The sequence below is a fragment of the Agrobacterium sp. lyk4-40-TYG-31 genome, assembly GCF_030209855.1.
Lineage (GTDB): Bacteria > Pseudomonadota > Alphaproteobacteria > Rhizobiales > Rhizobiaceae > Agrobacterium > Agrobacterium vaccinii.
Genome location: NZ_JARVRE010000002.1, coordinates 355,370 through 377,273 on the forward strand (window position 1 = coordinate 355,370; position 21,904 = coordinate 377,273).

At 57.3% G+C, this 21,904-nt stretch carries 18 protein-coding genes and 3 pseudogenes; 7 read left to right on the top strand and 14 right to left on the bottom strand.

Annotation, left to right across the window (positions count from 1 at the left end; translation table 11 throughout):
* Positions 1-12 precede the first annotated feature (12 nt).
* Together QRN55_RS02340 and QRN55_RS02345 are read left to right on the top strand one after the other, a co-directional pair.
* A complete protein-coding gene (locus tag QRN55_RS02340; protein WP_284774488.1) occupies positions 13-723 on the top strand; it encodes a ribonuclease activity regulator RraA in 711 nt (236 codons plus the stop codon).
* Positions 724-849: 126 nt separating this feature from the next.
* Positions 850-1,074 (top strand): hypothetical protein, encoded by a 225-nt coding sequence (locus QRN55_RS02345; RefSeq protein ID WP_284774490.1) that lies wholly within the window; start codon positions 850-852, stop codon positions 1,072-1,074.
* A 114-nt stretch (positions 1,075-1,188) separates the two neighbouring features.
* Here QRN55_RS02345 and QRN55_RS02350 read toward each other — a convergent pair whose 3' ends face one another.
* A complete protein-coding gene (locus QRN55_RS02350) occupies positions 1,189-1,500 on the bottom strand; it encodes an ArsR/SmtB family transcription factor (protein ID WP_284774491.1) in 312 nt (103 codons plus the stop codon).
* Between the two features lie 99 nt (positions 1,501-1,599).
* On the opposite strand from QRN55_RS02350, the gene QRN55_RS02355 reads away from it, so the two are divergent.
* Both QRN55_RS02355 and QRN55_RS02360 read left to right on the top strand, forming a co-directional pair.
* Entirely contained in the window at positions 1,600-2,691 is a 1,092-nt protein-coding gene (locus tag QRN55_RS02355; RefSeq protein ID WP_284774493.1) for an NADH:flavin oxidoreductase/NADH oxidase, read from the top strand.
* Positions 2,692-3,065: 374 nt separating this feature from the next.
* Positions 3,066-4,003: pseudogene (locus tag QRN55_RS02360) on the top strand (IS3 family transposase); the annotation flags it as partial.
* Between the two features lie 128 nt (positions 4,004-4,131).
* Here the strand turns inward: QRN55_RS02360 and QRN55_RS02365 are convergent.
* Both QRN55_RS02365 and tnpC read right to left on the bottom strand, forming a co-directional pair.
* On the bottom strand, positions 4,132-4,893 hold the full coding sequence (locus QRN55_RS02365) for an alpha/beta hydrolase family protein (RefSeq protein WP_284774494.1): 762 nt from the start codon (positions 4,891-4,893) through the stop codon (positions 4,132-4,134).
* A gap of 118 nt (positions 4,894-5,011) precedes the next feature.
* A pseudogene (tnpC, locus tag QRN55_RS02370) lies at positions 5,012-6,203 on the bottom strand (IS66 family transposase); the annotation flags it as partial.
* A gap of 137 nt (positions 6,204-6,340) precedes the next feature.
* Between tnpC and QRN55_RS02375 the strand changes: the two are divergent.
* On the top strand, positions 6,341-7,093 hold the full coding sequence (locus QRN55_RS02375; RefSeq protein ID WP_284774496.1) for an AMP-binding enzyme: 753 nt from the start codon (positions 6,341-6,343) through the stop codon (positions 7,091-7,093).
* A 13-nt stretch (positions 7,094-7,106) separates the two neighbouring features.
* On the opposite strand, the gene QRN55_RS02380 is transcribed toward QRN55_RS02375, so the two are convergent.
* From QRN55_RS02380 to QRN55_RS02400, 5 genes are all read right to left on the bottom strand, one after another.
* Positions 7,107-8,429 carry an FAD-binding oxidoreductase gene (locus QRN55_RS02380; protein WP_284774497.1) on the bottom strand — a complete coding sequence of 441 codons (1,323 nt, stop codon included), beginning with the start codon at positions 8,427-8,429 and terminating at the stop codon, positions 7,107-7,109.
* A 130-nt stretch (positions 8,430-8,559) separates the two neighbouring features.
* Positions 8,560-10,422 carry an ABC transporter ATP-binding protein gene (locus tag QRN55_RS02385; protein WP_284774499.1) on the bottom strand — a complete coding sequence of 621 codons (1,863 nt, stop codon included), beginning with the start codon at positions 10,420-10,422 and terminating at the stop codon, positions 8,560-8,562.
* 1 nt (position 10,423) lies between these two features.
* A complete protein-coding gene (locus tag QRN55_RS02390; protein WP_284774501.1) occupies positions 10,424-11,281 on the bottom strand; it encodes an ABC transporter permease in 858 nt (285 codons plus the stop codon).
* 1 nt (position 11,282) lies between these two features.
* Entirely contained in the window at positions 11,283-12,299 is a 1,017-nt protein-coding gene (locus QRN55_RS02395; protein WP_284774503.1) for an ABC transporter permease, read from the bottom strand.
* A gap of 69 nt (positions 12,300-12,368) precedes the next feature.
* A complete protein-coding gene (locus QRN55_RS02400) occupies positions 12,369-13,904 on the bottom strand; it encodes an ABC transporter substrate-binding protein (protein ID WP_111839383.1) in 1,536 nt (511 codons plus the stop codon).
* A 449-nt stretch (positions 13,905-14,353) separates the two neighbouring features.
* On the opposite strand from QRN55_RS02400, the gene QRN55_RS02405 reads away from it, so the two are divergent.
* Together QRN55_RS02405 and QRN55_RS02410 are read left to right on the top strand one after the other, a co-directional pair.
* Positions 14,354-14,782, top strand: coding sequence for an organic hydroperoxide resistance protein (locus tag QRN55_RS02405; protein WP_162694503.1), 429 nt, complete (start codon positions 14,354-14,356; stop codon positions 14,780-14,782).
* 30 nt (positions 14,783-14,812) lie between these two features.
* A complete protein-coding gene (locus QRN55_RS02410; protein ID WP_111839382.1) occupies positions 14,813-15,616 on the top strand; it encodes an aspartate/glutamate racemase family protein in 804 nt (267 codons plus the stop codon).
* A 58-nt stretch (positions 15,617-15,674) separates the two neighbouring features.
* Here the strand turns inward: QRN55_RS02410 and QRN55_RS02415 are convergent, their stop codons facing one another.
* From QRN55_RS02415 to QRN55_RS02440, 6 genes and pseudogenes are all read right to left on the bottom strand, one after another.
* Positions 15,675-16,601 (bottom strand): NADP-dependent oxidoreductase, encoded by a 927-nt coding sequence (locus QRN55_RS02415; protein WP_233136824.1) that lies wholly within the window; start codon positions 16,599-16,601, stop codon positions 15,675-15,677.
* 34 nt (positions 16,602-16,635) lie between these two features.
* Positions 16,636-17,487 (bottom strand): ATP-binding cassette domain-containing protein, encoded by an 852-nt coding sequence (locus QRN55_RS02420; RefSeq protein ID WP_284774510.1) that lies wholly within the window; start codon positions 17,485-17,487, stop codon positions 16,636-16,638.
* A 1-nt stretch (position 17,488) separates the two neighbouring features.
* Entirely contained in the window at positions 17,489-18,361 is an 873-nt protein-coding gene (locus tag QRN55_RS02425; RefSeq protein WP_233136822.1) for an ABC transporter ATP-binding protein, read from the bottom strand.
* Positions 18,358-19,245, bottom strand: a complete 888-nt coding sequence (locus tag QRN55_RS02430; RefSeq protein WP_233136821.1) for an ABC transporter permease — start codon at positions 19,243-19,245, stop codon at positions 18,358-18,360. The genes QRN55_RS02425 and QRN55_RS02430 overlap by 4 nt, the downstream gene beginning before the upstream one ends.
* Positions 19,238-20,245, bottom strand: a complete 1,008-nt coding sequence (locus QRN55_RS02435) for an ABC transporter permease (RefSeq protein WP_284774514.1) — start codon at positions 20,243-20,245, stop codon at positions 19,238-19,240. Before QRN55_RS02435 ends, QRN55_RS02430 begins: the two co-directional genes overlap by 8 nt.
* Positions 20,246-20,329: 84 nt before the next feature.
* A pseudogene (locus QRN55_RS02440) lies at positions 20,330-21,865 on the bottom strand (ABC transporter substrate-binding protein).
* Positions 21,866-21,904: the final 39 nt, after the last annotated feature.

Sequence of the window (21,904 nt, forward strand, 5' to 3'; positions counted from 1 at the left end):
GAGGAGAGAAAAATGAACCCTGCAACCCGTGAAAAACTGATGGGCGTTTCCGTCGCAACACTCTGCTCGGCGCTCTACAAGCGTGGTCTGAAAAACCAGACGATCCAAGATGTCCGGCCTGTCTTGCCCAAGGGGCGAAACATGGTTGGGCCAGCCTTCACATTGCGCTACATGCCAGCTCGTGAGGACCGCAATCCCATGTCGGTCTTCCTCAACCCGGAGCATCCACAGCGTCATGCCATCGAGACCTGCCCGCAGGGCCACGTGCTCGTCATGGACAGCCGCAAGGATGCGCGCGCTGCTTCCGCCGGTGACATTTTGATCACCCGCCTGATGGTGCGCGGAGCGGCAGGCGTGGTGACAGATGGGGGCTTTCGTGATGCAAAAACCATCGGGGAGCTGGATATACCCGCCTACCACAACCGCCCGTCCAGCCCAACAAATCTGACTTTGCACGAGGCGATCGACATTAACGTTCCAATCGGTTGTGGCGATGTGGCGGTGTTTCCGGGAGATATCGTGGTCGGTGACGACGACAGCGTCATCATCATCCCGGCAGAAATCGCCGATGACGTGGCTGACGAGGCAGTCGAGATGACGGCTTACGAAGATTTCGTCATCGGGCGGGTCAAGGACGGGCACACGATCATCGGCCTTTATCCGGCCACCGACGAAAACAATCTCGATATGTTCGCGGCGTGGCGAAAGGAAAACGGCAGATAACGGCGCTCATTAGCGCCACTCCGGCAGCAGGCTTGCCGCTCCGCCAGCGTTCAATAGCAGGGCGCTGGGGTGGCCGCTGCGCAATCAGTGGAGACAAGTTGGTGGAAAAACGCTTATAAGGCCGACATGAGCAGATTCTCAGAAATAGAAGTGGCCCTGATAGGACGTCTGCGTGCCCTCAAGGCAGCACCTGAGGTATCGATCAATTTGAACGATATCTTCACCCCGATGAAGGCTGATGGCTTTTCGCAGGACGAAATCATGATTGTCCTGAATGCGCTGGAGCAGGAAAAGATTATCGCCTATACGCCGGGAAATCGGCTGTTGATGCTGAGAAACCTGCCGAATTGACAATAGGTTTCTCTGAGCATCCGTGCTCAATTTCATCAGAGTCTACACTGTTTGGCTTTTGAATTGCTCGCCTGCCGGGCAGCGATCCTCGACAGCGGATCAACTATGCTGCCATCAGCCCTGTTCGTCCGATGCGGCCAATACGGCATCGAGTAGCCCCGGAAACCGCTCATTGATCTCTTCACGACGCAGCTCATTCAGGTGTGCTGGCCCGTCCGTACGGGTGAAAACCAGACCGCCCTCTCTCAGGACCTTGAAGTGGTGGGACATACTGGACTTTGGCCGTCCGCCATCCAGTGCCGAGCATGTGGACTGCCCTTCCTGTGAAAGTTGTCTCACGACGCCCAGCCGGACTGGATCGCTCAGCGCATAGAGCACCTGAGTGAGAGTGACGTCTTTCAGAGCGGGATGTGGAATGGCGCGCATGGGCCATCCCTAGCATTATAATATCTTATTTGAAAGTTCGATTGTAATCGAACTATCGAAGTTTTATATGAGGATTGCTAATTATCAGTTGGAGCTTCCATGTCATCTCTATTTACCCCATTCACACTCAAAGACGTAACGCTGCGAAACCGCATCGTGGTCTCGCCGATGTGCCAGTATTCGGCAGAAGACGGCGTTATCAATGACTGGCATCATGTCCATCTGGCCGGGCTTGCGCGCGGCGGAGCGGGCTTGGTGATTGCAGAGGCGACGGCTGTGTCGCCCGAAGGCCGTATCACCCCCGGCTGCGCCGGTATCTGGAGCGATGATCAGATCGAGCCTTGGAAACAGGCCGTGAGTTTGATCAAGGCCGCCGGTGCCGTTCCCGGAATTCAGATCGGACATGCTGGCCGCAAAGCGAGCGCCAACCGTCCATGGGAAGGCGACGACCATATCCCAGAGTCCGATCCTCGTGGCTGGGAAACATTGGCGCCGTCTGCCATTGCCTTCGGAGCAAACCTCGGCAAGGTGCCGCAGGCCATGACGATTGCTGATATCGAACGGATCAAAGCAGACTTCGTCGCTGCTGCGAAGCGTGCGCTGGCCGCTGGTTTTGAATGGCTTGAGCTTCATTTCGCTCATGGTTATCTCGGACAAAGTTTCTTCTCGACCTGGTCTAACAAGCGCACGGACAACTACGGCGGCGACTTTGACGGGCGTGCAAGGTTTCTGCTCGAAACACTGGCTGCCGTTCGTGATGTCTGGCCTGAACACCTGGCACTTGCCGCTCGTTTTGGCGTGACCGAATTCGATGGTTCCGATGACCTGGAAGAAGGGATCGAGATGGTTCGCCGCTTCAAGGCTGGCGGCCTCGACATTATCGATGTCAGCATCGGATTTTCCACCTCGACCGCCAACATCCCCTGGGGTCCAGCTTTCATGGCGCCTATAGCCCAGCGGGTTCGACGCAAGGCTGAACTTCCCGCCACCACGAGCTGGTTCATCAGCGAACCAAAGCAGGCTGATGCGCTGATCGCAGATGATGTCGTCGATATGGTTTCGCTCGGTCGTCCGTTGCTTGCCAACAACCATTGGCCATACAAAGCGGCGCTCGAACTCGGTATCGATAAGCCGTCATGGACGCTACCTGCGCCGTATGCTCACTGGCTGGAACGCTACAGAACAGCGTAATTCGGGAAAGCCGAACGACAAACTGGCCGCTGCGGCTGAAAAATCCGCAGTGGTTCAGGCGCGATTGATGTGGGGCCGGCTTGTCCATCCGCACCGTAATGTGGAACAGGTCGCTGCCATGAACCTTCCAGTGGCTGACTATTGAGATGTCTGAGACGTCAAACTGGGGTGCCGGAGGTGCTAAAACGGCCTCAACAATCTCACCCTACCAGGCCAGAGTGCACTCTTGGTACGAGGCTAACTCGGGTACCCGATTAATCCGTATACCTCAACAACCGAGGCCGTAACCACCGGGGATGCGAACGAAAACTTGGACCACCAGGAGGTAGTTTATGTATTCCTGCGCAGACTGACTTCGAGCCGTTGAGCTTTACATCAGGCTTGGCAAGCGACTTAACGGTACCATTCGCCAGTTGGGTTATCCCACAAAGAATGCCCTGAGGGGCTGGTACTGCGAGTACTTGCAGCATCTCGACCTTCGTATTCAGCCGGTAGCTCCAGCGCAGAAGTATTCGGACAGTCAGAAGCAGGCGGCACTTGAGCATTATCGCACCCATGATCGTTGCATCTCTGTGACGATGAGGGCGCTTGGCTACCCTGGTCGAGGAACTCTCACCGCATGGGTCCGGGAGGCCTTTCTGGAGACGCGAGCATCAATGGTCGGTCGATCTTGGCATTCTGGCTATTCCGAGGAAGTCCGGCAAGCGGGGGTCATCGGACTATGCAGTGGAGATGAAAGCGCTCAGCAGGTAGCTGATCGGCTGGGCGTTTCAATACCGTCATTATATAGCTGGAAAGACCAGCTACTCGGTCATGAGGCTTCTTTATCTATGAAACGCCGCAAAGCCAACTCCAAAGCGCCAGAACGTGAGGAACTCAAGCGACAGCTTGAAGCTCTGCAGCGTGATGTTCGCCATTTGCAACTCGAACATGATCTCCTCAAGAAGGCCAACGAATTCTTAAAAAAAGGCCGGGCGTCGATCTGCTGACCCTGAGTAATCGGGAGAAGACACAGCTAATTGACGCCCTAAAGAAAGTTTACCGCTTGCCAGAACTGCTCGCCCAGCTACGAAATGCCCGAAGCTCCTACTTTTACCATCGCACGCGCATGTGTCTGGCAGACAAGTATGCCGCCGTACGCAACAGCCTTGCGGAAATCTTTGAAGCGAACCGTCGTTGCTACGGCTATCGGAGACTACAGGCGTCGCTGGCCAGACAGAGCGTGATAATCTCGGAAAAGGTTGTTCAGCGCTTGATGAAGCAGGAGCAACTGGTCGTTGCCAGACCGCGTCGTAACCGATGTTTTTCCCACACATTGTCCGTTGTCGTCTGATCAGTGAGTGGTTTTTCCATGGAGAACGAAGGAAGCTTCTCCCCAACGGTGTGCGGTAGGTATGGGACGATATTAGAGATTCGTCCTGCCTTGCCGATCTGTGACATTCACGTCGCCAGACTGCGTTCAAAGAATGCAACAAGGTGTTCGTGATGATCATTTTCGGCGGCACTTCCCGGAATGTGATCTTGCCCCTCATAAAAATGGACTTCCGGTTTTCTGCCGTACTTATGCAGCCGATCAGCGAGCCGGCGCGTCATATCGACAGACCAAACTCGATCGGCGGTGCCGTGGCTCAGGAATAGGGGGGCGTCGAAGCGTTCGATTTCTATGGGGGTGGTCGGGAGAAGTTCCTCCGAAGAACCGCGCCACGACCAAGCTCGGTTGCCGGGGTCCCAAGCCTGCCAACCGGGATCACCCGCATCCCGCCAGCTCCGTGCATTGAAAGCGCCGCAAATGACATCGGGCGGGCTATGAGCGGCAATGGCGTCGGGCAATCCATCTACTCCGTCGCGCGCCATGAGAGAGGCCAACAGCAAGGCATGTTCTGCACCTCTGGAGACGCCGTAGACTCCAACCTTTTCGCTAGCAAAATGGAATGCGCGTAACGCTGTCAATGCTTCAACAGTCCGATCAAGAGAGACATTGATAATGTCGCCCGCATTCCAGGCATTTCCACCATTCGAGTAGCCGAAAGGGAACGCAAGAAAGCCATGGCTTGCGAGGATTACAGCATTTCGGTGGCTCCATCCGGACCATGCCCCCTCGGAGCCATGCAAGATCATGATTGCAGGAAAGGGACCGTCACCAAGTGGGCCATAGGTCGTTCCCCAGTCCGGAATAAGTCGGCGGGTGATCTTCAATGTCATGCGGCGTGATCCTTGTTTCAGGCTCAACCAGTGGCATACCAAACAACAGGCGTTAAGGTTAAGCGTTACGAGCGACTTTTGCGATAGACTTCCGTTGGTTTCCACAGATCGTCCATAGTTAATGGCGACGCTTGTGCCATAAGCTCAAGTGACTCCAAGGCAAGAGTTCATCTATCTTGCTCTGCTTGTGGCCGTTGACGATGGCTGTGAGCGTGGTAGTCAGGTAGGCCACGGATCGACCGAATTGAGCTTGCAGGTCTTGATGAGCGAGGCGACGGGCGCCCAGTTCTCCGCCCCTGCGTCATGCCTCGCAAAGAGCGCGTTCTCCCTGTTCAGTGCAATTGGTCGGATGGTCCGCTCGACGGTGTTGTTGTCGATCTCGATGCGACCGTCTGTCAGGAGGAGTTGGAGACCATCCCAGTATTTGGCGATGTAGGCCAAGGCTTCGCCGAGCGGAGATTTTGCAGCGACACGGGCTCGGTTATGCTTAAGCCAAACCTGCATGTCGGCGGCGAGCGGTGCAGACCGTTCCTCCCGTCCAGCAAAACGAGCCTCCGGATCAAGGCCACGCAAATTAGGCTTCGATCCGATACAGCTCGCCGATCCGTTTAACGCCGTCCTCGGCAATCGGGGCTGTTGCGTTACGGGTGATCTCCACGAGCTTGCGACGAGCATGTGCCCAACAATAGGCAAGCCGAATGTCCGGGGCCAACGCGCTCTGGTGCGATCAGCCTGTTGTATCCGGCATAGCCATCGACCTGCAGGATACCGGAGAAGCCTTGCAATATTCGTTCTACATGAATGCCTCCTCGTTCAGGGGCATAGGTGAAGGCCACGCTCTGTGAAGCACCGCCGCTCCATGGGCGATCATCTAGCGCCAGCGCCTAGAAGTATCCGATCTTGGTCCTGCGGGAACCGGAATAAAGAAGCGGGGCACGGGTCTCGTCCATGAACAGATTGGTCGAGCGCTTCAGATAGGCACTCAGCGCATCGAAGACCGGACGTAATTCGAACGCTGCTCGCCCGACACAGTCGGCAAGTTTGGAGCGGTCGAGATCAACGCTCTGGCGACTCATGATCTGAGCCTGCCGATACAGCGGAAGATGATCGGCATATTTAGAGACCAGAACTTGGGCGACGGTCGCTTCCGTCGGCAACCCTGCCTGGATTAATCGCGCTGGAGCAGGGGCCTGAACGACACCATAGGTGCACGCACGGCAGACGTATTTGGGACGGAGGGTGACCAAGACTCGGAACTGCGCCGATACGACGTCCAACCGTTCGGAGACATCCTCCCCAATGCAATGCAGGTTGACGGGGGCGTCGCTGGTCATCGAACCGAAATTCTCAGCAACGCGGTTCTCGAACTCGCTTGCAGAGAGCGGCGCGACCATCACTTATCTGCTTGGCGCAATGGTTCCCATTCTTCTGTCGAGGGATGTCTCGGATGCCGACCGTCGCCACAAGACGCATCGCTCTCTCACCGGGTGTGCCGCCGCAATTCCATGGTCCGTTTACCGAACGCTTCGGCATCGGCATCATCGATGGCTATGGCTCGACCGAGACCAATTTCGCGATCGGTGCGCTCCTGCGCGAGCAGCGACCGGGCAAGATGGGCAAGGCCAGACCCGGTTTCGACATTGCCGTTGTCGATGACGAGGACAATGTGTTGCCTGCAGACGTTCCCGGGGAACTGGTGGTTCGCTCCTCCGAACCGTTCTCGACTGCAACAGGCTATTTCGGTGCGGCGGAAAAGACCGTCGAGACCTGGCGAATCCTGTGGTTTCACACGGGCGATCGTGTCACCATGGATGGTGATGGCTATGTGCAATTCCTCGATCGGATAAAGGATGCGATCCGAAGACGAGGCGAGAACATATCGTCCTTCGAGGTCGAGCATCTGATCGTCGCGCACCCGGCGGTCGAAAACGTTGCGGTTTTTCCGGTGAAGTCAGAACTGGAGGAAGACGAGGTGATGGCATCTGTCATCCTGAAGCAGGGTGTGAGCCTCTCGGAAGCCGACCTTCTGGACTTTTACCAGCCGCGCATGTCCTATTTTTCCGTGCCGCGTTTCATCGACATCGTCGATAAGCTTCCGCTTACAGAGAATGGCAAAGTGCAGAAATACAAGTTGATTGCCACTGGCGTGACACCAAGCACTTGGGACAGGGAGCGCGCCGACTACAAGCTGACGCGCTGAAACTGGACTAACATCAGGGCAAAGTCAGAACCTTGCCGGTATTAAGGATGTTGTTGGGATCGAGCGCCTGCTTGATCGTTCCCATCAGGGCGAGCTCCTGCGGTGTGCGCGAAAGACCTAGATAAGGCTTTTTCACAAGGCCGATGCCATGTTCGGCGGAAATGGTGCCGCCTTCGCGGCCTATGATACCGAATATCAACTGATATATGTCCTTGTGCGGCTGGTTCTGGCCAGCCGATGGGATATTGCAGACGACATGCAGGTTGCTGTCGCCGATATGGCCGTAGCTCAGCGTAATCGCATCCGGCCAACACGCCCTCATCGTAGCCTCGATTTCGTCCACCACCTCGCCGGAACGGCTGGTTGGCAGGCCGACATCGAATGCCGTCAACGGCCCCATCAGCTTGCCATATTCGGACACGCTTTCTCGCACAGCCCACAAATCCTGCATCTCCCGTTCCGAAGATGGCAGGATGGCATCGGAGACATGCCCGGCCTCCATCGCGCCGGAGAGAAGCTCTTCGAGCAGGCGCCGGTTTTCTCCGGCGTCGTTGCCACCGGTTTCAATCAGCAAATAAATGCCGTGTTGTTCTTTGAAAGCCCGACGCAGGGTGGGAAGACCGGCGATCATAAACTCGTAGAAACTCGGCCACATCACCTCGAAAGAGGTGAGCGCCGAACCAAGGCGCTGGCGAGCGCTTTTCAGCACTTCCAGCAAGGCGGGAAAATCCGGGCAGGCGCAGAAGGCGCTTGCGAGTTCGGCCGGCCTTGCCTGTAGCCGCAGCACCGCGCGGGTGATCACGCCAAGTGTGCCTTCCGAGCCGATGAACAGCTGTTTGAGGTCATAACCGGCATTGTTCTTCAGCATCTTGTTGAGGGAGGTGACGACCGTACCGTCAGGCAGCACCACTTCGATGCCGAGCACATGCTCCCGCGCCATGCCAAAGCGGATGACCCGGTTTCCTCCGGCATTGGTGGCGAGATTGCCACCGATGACGCAACTGTCGCGCGCGCCAAGATCGAGCCCCAGGAACAATCCTGCCTCTTCCGCCGCCCGCTGCGCCACGCCCAAGGGCGTACCGGCCTGCACCGTCATCGTCGCCATAACGGTATCCAGTTCCTCAATGGCGTTCATGCGATCCAGAGACAGTGCCACGCCACCCTCGATAGGCCGCGCCCCGCCGGCAAGACCTGTCAGGCCACCCTGCGGCGTCACCGGTACCTTGTACTCGTTGCAAAGCCGCATGGTGGCCGATACCTGTTCAGTCGTGCGGGCGCGCACCAGCGCTATCGGCCTCACCGGCGCCATTCCGGCCCAGTCATTATGGAATCGCACGGGTATATCATCGTCAAAGCAGACATCAGAACCTAGTGCCCTTTTCAGGGTGTCCAAAAACATGTCCATGTCGATCTCTCTGTTTCTCTTCCGGCGTCCTCAGCATCATATCTGTGGCCGACGCGTGTCCTTATTCGATACGGTAGCCTGTCTCCGCCAGCACCGGAGACCATTCGGCGTTCACGTCATCGGGCGGCACCGCGGCCAGCAGGCTGCGCGTATAGGGGTGCTGCGGATTGGCGAATATCGTCTCCGTGTCGCCGCTCTCGACGACTTCTCCCCGATACATCACCAGAACCCGATCGCAGAGATAGCGTACGACGGAAAGGTCGTGGCTGATGAATAGCATGGAGAAGCCGTGTTCGTTGCGCAGCTTCAGAAGCAGATCGAGAAGCTGGGCCTGAACCGATACATCGAGGCCCGAAACGATTTCATCCGCCACCAGAATGCGCGGCAAGGTGCAAAGTGCCCGTGCAATATTGACGCGTTGCTTTTGACCGCCGGAAAGTTGCGACGGAAAACGCGTTGCGGCATCCGGCGGAAGCCCGATCTCCTTCAGCAACTCGGCGGCGCGGTCCATGAGTTCATGCTTGCTGTGCTGCAGATCACTGGCTTCCAATGCCTGGGTGACGATGCTGCCGATCCGCCGCCGCGGGTTGAGCGCGGACTGTGGATCCTGAAAGATCATCTGCACAAGCTCCCGACGGTATGTCTTCTCAGACTTGCCATTTGCAGTCACATCGCGACCAGCCAATACGATCTTGCCCGCAGTCGGAGTATCGAGACCGACAACCAGACGTGCGAGCGAGCTTTTACCGCTGCCGCTTTCGCCGACGATGCCGACGAATTCGCCTTCTCCCAGGGTGAAATCGACGCTGTTGACAGCCTTGAAGCTGCTGCGCCTGGAAAAGGGACTCCAGGACGTCGTGTAGGCCTTGGTCAGATTTTCGCCCGTCAGGGCCGTGCTGGCCGAATCGACTTTTTGGGCCTCGACCAAAGATGGCGGCACGATGCCCGGCGTGGTCTCCGTGCGGATACAGGCGGCCACATGGTTCGGCCCGATCTCGGCCAGAGGCGGTTCGGTTTTCAGGCAAGCGTCTACCGTGTTGGGACATCTGGATGCAAAGCGACAACCCTGCAGATCCTTCAGGACACGCAGACCCGGCATACGTTCTGGCAGGATGTAAAGACCTCTGCGGGGGGCGCTGATGCCGGGATTTGCAAGCTGCAGACAGCGCGTGTAGGGGTGACCCGGCGCAGAGAACAGCCGTTCCGAAGGCCCGCGTTCGGCCGGTCTGCCGGCATAGAGCACCATGATCTCGTCGCTGATCTGCGCGGCAAGCCGCAAATCATGCGTGATGAAGATGACGGCTGTGCCGTCGCGCTCCTGCATCTCCGCGATCAGCTTGACGATACGCGCCTGGATCGTCACATCAAGCGCTGTGGTGGGCTCATCGGCAATCAGCAGGCGAGGGCGGCTGGCAAATGCCATGGCGATCAGAATACGCTGGCACATGCCGCCGGAGAGTTGATGGGGATATTTTTCAAGCAGGGCAGCGCCGTGGGGAAGATGCACGGCATCGAACTCCTTCAAGGCTCGCTCGCGCCATGATTCTCCGGGCGCAAGGCCAATGCGCAGCAGATGCTCTTTCATCTGCTGGCCGACGCTCATGACCGGGTCGAGGCCCGATAACGGCTCCTGAGGGATAAAGGCGATGTCGCGCCCAAGCAGATTCCGCCGACGTTCCGACGCCATTGACAGCATGTTCTCGCCATCGAATGTCAGGCTGCCCTTCGTGACTGAAAAGCCATTAGGGAGGAACTGTGAAATCGTTCGCCCGATCATCGATTTTCCGGCACCCGATTCTCCCACGAGGCCAAGGATCTTTCCGGGCTCCAGTGAGAAATTGAGGTCGGTCAGAACAGGAAATCGTTCTTTCCCGCCAAGCGCTTCAACACACAGGCCCGTTGCAGATAGAATGGGATTGGCCATGTCAGGTGCGCTCCGTCTGCGTCAGGCGCGTGTCGAGGGTGCGTCGCAGCCCGTCGCCCAGAATGTTGAAGCCGAAAACCGCAAGAAAAATCGCGAAAATGGGTGCGACAAGGTTGAGCGGAGCATCGTAGATGTCTTGGCGCGCATCGGCGATCATCTGCCCCCAGGCTGGCGTTTCGGACCCGACGCTCATGCCCACGAAGGACAGCACCGCCTCCACGATCACCGCCACCCCCATTTCGAGGCTCATCAACGTGATCAGCAAAGGCAGCGTTCCCGGCAAAATTTCGAATATGATTGTGCGCCAGTGCGAGAACCCGACAAGTTGCGCAGCCGCGACGTAATCCTTTTGCCGCAGAACGATGACCTCGCTGCGCAATACGCGACAGAAACGTGTCCAGTCGACCAGAACGATGGCGATCACCACATTGCGTAGCCCAGTTCCGAGACCGACCATCAGGATCAGCGACAGGATAACCGGAGGGAACGAGAGCCAGATCTCGACGATACGACCGATCACCCAGTCGATAAATCCGCCGAAATAGCCTGCGATATGCGCCAGAATCGCACCGATAATCATGGCGCCGACTGCAGCGGTAAATGCCACCGTCAGAGCTACACGGGCGCCGAAGATCAGTCGCGACAGGACGCAACGACCCAGACTGTCAGTGCCGAGCGGGTAGAGAATATCGCCTGCCTCGGCCCAGGTGGGCGGAAGCAGGATGTTGAGTAGGTTCTGCTCGTTCGGATCGTTGGGTGCCAGCCAGGGTGCAAACAGCGCACATATGACTAGGATGCCAATAATGACGAGCCCGATCTGGACGCGACCGGACCTGAGCCAGAGAGGAAGAGGTTTCATATCAGCGCACCCTGAGTTTGGGGTTCAGGATAAGGTACAGGCTGTCGATGACGATGCTAATCACCAGCACGGCGACGCAATAGGTGAGGCCCGCACCCTGAATAATCGGAAGATCGGCATTGCGGATCGCATCCACCATCAGATTGCCCATGCCCGGATAGGAATAAATGATCTCGACGAGCAAGGTGCCGCCGAACAGGAAGCCGAATTGCACACCCATCAGGCTTAGCGTCGGCAATATCGCGTTCTTCAGGCCGTGACGGATCAGGATACGCTTTTCAGAGAGACCGCGCAGTCTGGCCTGATGGATGTAGTCGTCCTGATAGGCATCCAGCAGGCTGGAGCGAAGCACACGCATCAGCGAGGGCGACAGGGCGATAGCGAGCGCAAGGCATGGCAATATCATGTGTTCGAGAGCATCGAGGAACACGCCGATATTGCCAGTGATCAGACTGTCCAGAAGCAGAAAGCCGGTCACCAACGGGCGTTCGAAGCCCGGACTGAGGCGTCCGGTGAACGGCAACAGCTCGAAGAAAACGCCGAAAATCAGCAGCAGGAACAGGCTCCAGAGGAACTCCGGCAAGGAGAGTAGCAGGATCGACATGAATTCCACCACCGCCTCGGCTCTGGTACCCCGCACATAGAATAGAAACAGTCCACCTGCGATGCCGAATATCGTGGCAAACACCATGGCGATCGCCGCCAGCTCGATTGTCGCAGGCAGGGTATTGCCGATGAGGGTCGTGACGTCCTGCCGGAAATGAATGGAGCGACCGACATCGCCTTCCATAAGCTTTCCAAGCCAGATTCCGTATTGCTCATAAAGAGGGCGATCCAGGCCCATATCTTTGCGCATGGTCTCGACCTCTTCGGTCGTCGCATTGGGGGGCAAGGACATGGCCGCCGGATCGACCGGAAGAATGCGCAGAACACAAAAAAGAAGTGCGGATACGACGAGAAGAATAGGTATCGCGGTCATGACCCGCTTTGCCAGAAGTTTGGCAATGGTCGTAAACATGCGTATGCCTCACGGAATGAAATGTCTGGATGGGTCCGGACCAGCCGGACCTGGGGACGGGCAACTCGATCAGCTCCAGGACATGGTGTTGCCCAGAATCCAGCCATTGCCGTATTTCACGTAGGTGAGGTCTTTCTTTCGCACCAGCGTCTGGACGCTCTGTAGAAGCGGGATATTGGCACCCGTTTCAACGATCTCCTGTGCAAGCGCCTTGTAGCCTTCGATACGTTTTTCATAGACAGGCTCGACGAAGAGCTTGAGGATCTTGTCGCCGATCTCCTGGCCCTTCCATGCGCCGAACGGCATTTTGGGGTTCATGAGGTAGCCTGAGAAGATTTCCGGATCGCCTGTGGCGTTGTCGAAGCTATAAAGCGTCGCTTCTGGTAACTGGCCACCACGGTTCAGTTCGAAATATTTCGAATATTCGATCTGCTGCAATTCGACCTTGATGCCAACCTTACCCCACATCTGCACGAGAGCACGGGCGATATCGAAATCGCTGGGGAACTGCCCGTTGGTTGCTGCCAGGGTGAAGGTCGCTGGCTTGTCGGCGGTGAAGCCTGCATCGGCCAGAATCTTCTTCGACAGTTCCGGGTCGTAGGAGAACTTGTAGTCGGTCAGATAGCCCGGCGTTCCGGGGGTTGCCGGAATCGACAGCGGAACGGCCTCGCCGCCGTAAAAGGCTTTGGACAGTGCGGCCTTGTCGATGGCATGGTGCGCTGCAAGGCGAACGGCCTTGTCGGTAAAGCCCTTGTCATTGCGCATCTGCAACAGGATCAGGCGGGTAAAGGGATTGATTTCGGCAGCCAGGCCTGAAGTTTTGCCGAGACGCATGACTTCACGGACCGGAATATTGACGGTGATATCGACCTGCCCCGACTGGATGGCGGCGGTACGTGCCGACGGATCCTTGATGATGTCGATCGTTACACGCTTGAGTTTGGGCTTGGCGCCGAAGTAGTCGTCGTTACGCTCCAGCACGATACGGGAATTCATCTGGTAGTCAACGAGCTTGTACGGGCCGGTCCCCACGGGCTTTTTCGCGAACTCTTCCGCGCCAACGGACTCGATATATTTCTTCGGCACGAGATAGCTGCCGAGGAAGGCCAGCCACTGCGGTGCGGTCGGCGTCGGCGCCGAGAATTTCATGACGCCAGAGGTAGGCGATGTAATCTCGATATCCGAAAGCGTACGCCAGGAATTGGCTATATCGAGCTTGAGGCCGGACTTTATGCGCTCGACGAAGGTGTATCTGAAATCCTCCATCGTCATCGGATCACCGTTGTGAAACTTCACGTCACTGCGGATTTCAAAAGGCATTGAAAGCCCGTCGGGCTTTAACTCCCATTTTGTGATCAGATTCGGGATTAGCTTAAGATCAGGCGCCTGATCCAGCGGCTGGTCATAAACCATTTTGAAAATCGGTTGGGCGTCTGGAACGAACCTCAGGTTCGGATCCCAAGACGGTACGTCGGATGGCCAGCCGATGGTGACACTATCGACACCCTGGGCGAAGGCAATAGTCGCTTGTGACAAGGCTGTTCCACTGACGGCGGCCAGGCCAAGCATCTGCAAAAGGTTTCTACGGTCGATTTCGAAGCTCATGAAAATCCCTCTGGTTATGACCCTCGGCTCTTGAGTCCGATGGACCTGCGGCGGTTTGAAAACACGAAAACCTGCAGTCCTGTCAGGGGGATCTATTGGTAGGTCCCGGCCGTTCTGTGCGGCAGCCCCCTCAACAATTACAGCGATGCTAGAACGAGCCTAAAATTACTTCAAGCCTAAAATTTATTCGTTTATAGAAAATTCAGCGGTTGTTGCCGCTTGCCATGAGATGCCGGGGCGGACAATTTTCACACGTGGTTTTCCAATGCAACCGGTAGATGGAAATTCGTGACCGGTTGAATAACGCGATGGATTTTTGAAAAAGATCGTTGACCTCCCTCTAGTTTATTTTATGTTTCAAATATTATGTAGGGGCTGCTTGGTCCCGGAACATCGGTCGGCTATCGATCCGTTCGACAACACATTTTTATCCAGGCATGGAGAGCATCATGACGCCCGAAAAGATCTTGTACGAGACGGCGGTTGTGGCCAATGGTGGCCGGGACGGAAAAGTCGAGAGCGTCGATGACGGCGGTTTCTCGGCGCGGCTCTCGGTACCGAAAGGACTGGGTGGCCCGGGTGGCGAGGGCACCAACCCCGAACAGTTGTTTGCTGCCGGTTACGCAGCCTGCTTCCTCGGCGCGGTAAAACTCGTCGCTCGCACAAGCAAGATTGCGCTGCCTGATGACACTTCGGTCACTGCAAAGGTCGGTATCGGCCCGGTTCCAGTGGGTTATGCGCTGGCTGTCGAACTGGTTGTCTCCCTGCCTGGTATCGAACGCTCGCTCGCAGAAGAAATCGTTGCCGGTGCTCACGAACGCTGCCCCTATTCGAATGCAACGCGCGGCAATGTCGATGTCAGACTGGCTGTCGCCTGACTTGCAGGCGCAACATCGAACGGGGAAATCATGCGTATCTTCTGGCAAAGCTTTATCGATTCAAGCGCCAGTGCAGCATATCTGGACCGGTTGTCGAAATATCTCAACAACAATGCCGAGCCGGGCACGACTGTCGACGTCTTCGGCATCAGCCCGCCGGACAGGCATTTCGGCAGGCTGGCCGAGTTTCGTTGCGCGGCAATCGCCATCGATAATGGGCTGGAAGCGGCGCAACGCGGCTATGACGCGGTCGTCATCGGGCATTTTCAGGATCCCGGTCTCTACGAATTGAAATCGGCGCTGCGCATTCCCGTCATCGGCGCGGGCGAGGCATGCATGCATTACGCCGCGCGCCTGGGACGACGCCTGGCGCTGGTTACACTCGATGATGTCTTCCAGGTCTGGCATTACGAACAGGCCGATCTCTACGGCCTCGGAAGCCGGGTGCGACATGTCGTCGGCATGAATTGCGCGCCCTCGGATTTCAGCGCCGCCTTTGCCGGCGATGACGAGGCACGGACGCGAATGCTGGCGGCTTTTACCGCATGCGCCGAGCCGCTCGTTCGCGACGGCGCCGACGTCATCATTCCCGCAGGCGTCTTGCCGGGGCTGCTGGTCGGGGGTGAGTTCGGGTTCAGGGTTCTCCACGCACCGGTTGTCAATACGGCCGCCGTGACGCTGAAAACAGCGGAAATGGATGTGCGGCTTCACAAGCTGAACGGCATTGAGGTCAGCCGCGGCCCGTTCTGCTCCCTGGCAAACGAACAGGCCGTGGAAGATTTTCGCAGCTTCGTTGCCAAAGGGCGTGGGGCACCGCTTTTCCCCGATAATTGAGCCCTTCTGAAACGCAATTCCAGCAAAAGTTGGAACCGGTTTTGCGTCCGGAAATACTCTACATGGTGAGAATAAGGCGCCCACGGGAGATGGCGCCGTCTTCCATCAGGCGGTGCGCCTGCACTGCCTGTGCCAACGGAAGTGTTCGTGCCACCTGCGGCTTCAATACGCCTGCGCTAGCGAGGTCTAGAATCGACTGCAATGCCGACTTGTCATCCGTCACCATCGCGCGCTTCACCGTGACACCATATGCCTCACCCCGATCCTCGATGGGATCGGCGACGAGCCAGACGAGGCGGCCGCCGCGTTTGAGGACCTTGTAAGATTTTTCATGGACGATGCCGCCCATCAGGTCGAAAACCACGTCCTGATCCGTCACTAGGTCGGAAAAGTCCTCTTCATCATAGGCCACGACGCGGTTTGCACCCAGAGCGAGCGTATAGTCGCGATTGGTCGAGCGGCAGGTCGCCGTCACCTCCGCGCCAAGGTGGCGGCATAGCTGTATCAGCAGACCGCCGACGGCACCCGAACCGGAATGTACCAGCACGCGCTCACCAGGCCTGACCTGGGCTGCCTGCATCGAAATCCAGGAACTAACACCGGCATTGGTGAGAGCGACAGCGCCAACCGTCGCAAGATTGTCGGGAATGCGCACGGCGTTCGCCTCATCGACGGAGATCAACTCCGCATAGCCGCCTTGGGCGAATGTTCCGGCCATGACGACAACCCTGTCGCCGATACTGAACTCCGTCACGCCATCGCCGACGGCCACGACCCTGCCACCGCCGTCGCGTCCCGGAACGCTTGGCATGGGCAATGTAAAATGATCCCGGAGCTTTCCGGCGCGCAGCTTCCAGTCGAAGGGTGTTACGCTTGCAGCCTCAAGCCTGACGAGAATATGCTTTTCTCCTGCCACGGGGTCAGGCAAATCCACATAGTTCAATACCCCGGCAGGCCCATGTTCCCGGTACTCGATAGCCTTCATTTTCGCTCCTGCAGAATTGTCATTGATAGGAGGCTCATGCCGTCTCGCCGGGTGCATGTCTGTCAAGCCATTCAGGGTCGATCTCCGGTAGCGGTATGGCATCCAGCAAATGGCGGGTGTAATCCGAGCCAGGATAATCGAAGAGAGTGGCGCAGGCACCTTCTTCCACTACCTTGCCGAAGCGCAGCACATAGACCCTGTCGCAAATGGCGCGGATGACCGACAGGTCGTGGCTGATAAAAGCCATGGCCATGCCCATTTCACGCGACAATTCCTTCAGGAGATTAAGAACCGTGGCCTGTGTGGAAACATCCAGCCCTGATACGATCTCATCCGCCAATACGAAATCCGGCTTCAGCAAAGCCGCCCGCGCAATACCGACGCGTTGGCGCTGGCCACCGGATAATTCGTGTGGGCTGCGCCCCAGTACCGCCAGGGGTAAGGAGACACGATCCAGCATCGCTTTCACCTGCATTGCTGCATCATGCCTGTTTTCGGCAAGGCCGTGCAGCAGCAGGGGACCGGACAATATCTGACCAATGGAATGACGCGGATTGAGCGAGGCCATCGGGTCCTGGAAGATCATTTGCATGCGCCGTCTCAGGAGACGCATATGATGTGCCGGTAGCGTCGTGATATCCTGCCCGTCAAAGGTGATGGTTCCCGCAGACGTCGGCACCAGACGTAACAGCGCCCGTCCCAGTGTCGTCTTGCCGGAGCCGCTTTCACCGACGATGCCCACGGCCTCTCCCCGGCGGATGGCGATATCGACGCCGTGGAGGACACGCGTCCCATGGTCTTTTGCGGCAAACAGGCCCTTGCCTGCGCCATAGGTGACTTCAATGCCGCGCGCGTCGAGAAGAAAGGCGTCGTTGGCTTCGCTCATGTCAGCCTCTTCCGGACATACCGATTTCACGGCGTAATTGAGTGAAAATCTCTTCGGGCACAGGCTCAAGTCCTGCATCCGGCCTGTCGTAGCGCGGACCGGCAGCAATCAGGGCGCGTGTATAGGCATGCGCCGGATTTTGAAGAAGGGTGGCCGTCGAACCGTCTTCGATCACCTTCCCCGCATATAGCAGGGTCACGCTATCGCATATCTTGGCAACGACACCGAGGTCGTGGGTAACGAAAATCACGGCAGTACCATGTGCCTGCTGCATCCGCCGTATCAGGCGCAGCACTTCCTTCTGAACTGTGACATCAAGAGCGGTCGTCGGCTCATCGGCCACAACCAGTTTCGGGCCGGGTGCGAAGGCTGCAGCGATCAGAATACGTTGCCGCATGCCGCCGGAAAGCTGATGCGGATAGGAGCGCATGACCCGATCCGGATCGCGGATCTGCACCTCTTCCAGCAGTTCCAGCGCGCGCAGACGCGCCTGTTTTTTATCCACACCCGATTGCAACCGCAAACCGTCCGTAAGTTGGGCCTCGATTTTACGCGCAGGATTGAGAGCCGTTTGCGGGTCCTGGGGAATAAGCGTGATATCGCGGCCCATGATGTTACGCATATCGCGGGGAGCAAGCGTGAGGAGATTGCGGCCCTCGAAGCGTATAGAACCACTGGTTATCTGCACCGTGGCGGGCAATATGCCGAGCAAGGCTTTGGCAATTGTCGATTTGCCCGCGCCGGATTCGCCGACGATGCCGCGGACTTCCCCCGGCTTCAGATCCAGCGTCACATCTCGCAAAACCGGCTGGTTCGCATCACGGGTTGAAATGGCGTTGAGTGATTCAATGCGCAGAAGAAGAGGAGGCGTCATCGGCGCATCACCGGATCGAGCGCTACCCGCAGGCCGTTGCCAAGCTGGTTGAAGGCCAGCACCGTTGCAAACAGGGCAGAGAGAGGAAAAACCAGAACCCACCAGCCCTGATAGATGATCTGGCGACCCTGCGCGATCATGCTGCCCCAGGTTGGCGTGTCCGAAGACAGCGACAGGCCGACAAAGGACAAAATAGTCTCGACGATGACCGCGATGCCCATTTCCAGGCTGACAAGTGCCACAAGCACGGGCGCGACATTGGGCAGGATTTCCCTGAGCAGGATATGGATGCGCGAAAAACCCAGCGTTTCGGCGGCGGTGACGTAATCGAGACCGGCCTGTCGCATGGTTTCGGCGCGCACGACGCGGCAAAAGCGTGTCCAGTCGATAATGACGATTGCCGCGATGACCGAATGCAGGCCGGATCCGAAAACCGCAACCAGCAGCACGGACAACAAGACTGGCGGAAAAGCCATCCAGATATCGACCAGCCGCGATACGATCCTGTCTGTCCAGCCACCGTAAAAACCTGCTGCAAGACCAAGCGCTGTGCCGATCAGGGCAGAAAAAGTGGCGGCGACGAACGCCACGGTCAGTGCGATGCGGGTGCCGTAGATGATTCGCGACAGCACATCCCGGCCCAGATCGTCGGTGCCGAGCCAGTATCCCGGTTCAGTCCCTTCCACAGTGAAGGGCGGCAGTGTGCCCAACATCAGATCCTGCTCAAGCGGGTCTTTGGGTGCAATCATCGGCGCAAAAATAGCAAGAAGAACCAGTAGCAGAATGAAGCCGCCGCCGAAAACGACACGCTGTTCGCTCAGCAGCCTGCGCAGTGTTTTGCCACGGGGCGTGGTATCGGCGATTGCAAGACTTGTTTCAGCCATGAGACTGCCTCGGATCGAGAAGAGCGGCGACCTGGTCGTTAACGATATTGATGGTGATGAAAAGCGCTCCGAAAACCATAACGATACCCTGTATCAACGGCAGATCACGATTGATGACCGCATCAATGGCCATATTGCCGAGGCCGGGATAGGAGAAAATCCGCTCCACGATCACCGTGCCGCCAATCATGAATGTGAACTGGACGCCTGTCAGCGTCAGTGTCGGGCCTACGGCATTGCGCAATGCTTCCTGAAGGACGAGGCGCAAGGACGACATGCCCTTGAGACGCGCAAGAAGCACGTAGTCCTGTACCATTGCTTCGGAAAGCGACTCTTTCAGTGTCCGCGCAATAATCGAGGCCAGCGGCAACCCGAGCGCCAGAACTGGCATCATCATATGGGCGGCAAGATCGGCGACGGTTTGAAAATCGAGCCTGAGCAGGCTTTCCAGCAAATAGAACGGGGTGGTGAACTCCAGGGAAACCGATGGATCGAGCCTCCCCGAAAGCGGCAGAACCGGGAAGAAAACGCCGAGCAGAAGCACCAGCGCCAGCGCCCACACAAAATCCGGCACGGCGAGAAACAGTCCGTTCAGGAACTCCAGAACCGGTTCAAGGAATGTGCGGCGACACAGTGTGCCGATGACCGCAATCGCTCCACCGGCCATGACACCGAAAGCAAGTGCTGCGAAGGCCAGTTCAAGCGTTGCGGGCAGCCGTTGGAAGATCAGTTCCATCACATCGCGGCGCAATGAGATTGACGTCCCGAAATCGCCCTGCACGACGGCTTTGAGCCAGATCATAAATTGCTGGAACAGGCCGAGATCAAGACCATAACGGGCGCGTAATGCTGCGATATCCTCCGGCGTAGCGCTTGGTGAAATCATCATGGCGATGGGATCGCCGGGGACGATGCGCAGCAGACAGAAGATGATAACGCCGACGCCGAAGAGCGTGAACAAGGCGGCAAGAATCTTGTTGAGCAGATGGATTACGGTCACTGGATACCCGGCATGGCAATCGCCACGCCCCTGATAAACGGGAAAAATTCCAGGGCGGTAAAACCGCCCCAGCCGATGGAAATATCAGGCCTTGCCGATCAGCACCGGCTGCAAGGCGCTCGATACACTGGGCGTCACTTTCAGCGCAGCCTTGAAAACCACGGGCTGAACATATTGCAAAAGCGGAATGACATAGCCCTCTTCGGCAATATATTTGTCCACGGCCTTCCAGCCCTCGATCCGTTTCGCCTCATCCTTCTCGCCCCAGAGCGGACCGATCTTAGCGTCGAGATCGTCGCTTTTCCAGGCGGAATGCGGGGATTTGGAGAACATCGCAAAGCCGGTCGAGGTCGTCGGATCGCCGATGGCATTTCCCCAGTTGTAGAAGGCCGCGGGGGCGAGCTTGTGGGCGGCACGAAGCTCGAAATGCTTGGCGATTTCGTAAACCTCGATCTCGGCTTCAATGCCGATCTTGCGCCACATGCCGACAATCGCCTGGATCATTTCCTAATCCTTGGGCTTTAATCCGCGCGTGGTCTGTATCGTGAACTTTGCTGGCTTGTCTTTGGAATAGCCTGAGGCTGCGAGCAGTTCCGTGGCCTTCTTCGGATCGTAGCCGATCTTGATCGAAGCATCATAGGCGGCATATTGGGGAGCTTCCAGCGTATCTATGGGCGTGCCATATCCACGCAGAAGTCTCTTGATGATCGCGGCCTTGTCGATGGCAAGATGCGCCGCAAGGCGGACATTCTTATCCAGCATGACATCTGAATTGGTGATGAAAATCATGCCGATATCGGAGATGGGCGTGGAAACGCCGGAAAGACCGGATTTCGTTTTCAGCCTGTCGAATTCCTCATAGGGAATTTCAAGCGTCACATCCGATGAGCCGGATTCGATTTCCGCCACGCGGCTGGTGGCATCTGTGACGAATTTGAAGATGACGGTTTCGAAAGCCGGCTTGTCGCCCCAGTAATCCGGATTGGCCTTGAGTCGGAGAAATGCGTTACCCTCATAGGCATCGACCATATAGGGCCCGGTGCCAACAGGCTTTTTCTCGAAACCCGCTGGCCCGACCTTTTCGTAATAGGCTTTGGGCAGCACATAGCCGGTGAGGAATGCCATCCATTTGAAGATGGTGGGATCGAAACTTTTGACATTGGCCGTAATGCGCTGGCCTTCGGTGCTGAAACCGTCGATGGATGCCCATACGCCTGAAACCGGGTTTCCCGTTTCCGGCTTTGCCGCCCGTTCCAGAGACCAGATGACGTCTTCGAGCGTCAGGGGCGTGCCATCATGCCACTTGACGTCGGTGCGCACGTCCATCCAGACTTTTGTCTTGTCGTCGTTCCAGCCCCATGCCGTCAGCAATCCCGGCTGGAAGGAAAGATCGGGTGCCTGGCCGATATACTGGTCGAATATGGACCGGTATATCGCCTGGATGGCCGGGTTTACGGCCGAAGGCCCGACCGTTCCATCAAAGGAAGGCAGGTTGGAATTGAAGGCTATCGTCAATGTCGTCGGGCTGGCCGCCTCGACCTTGAGATGCCCGCCCAGAATTGAAGTCAATACAGCACCTGCGCCGAGCCCGAGCACCCGGCGGCGTGTCAGATCAATCATGTGAAGACTCCGTAGTTCCCCATTGTGAACATGTCCGGT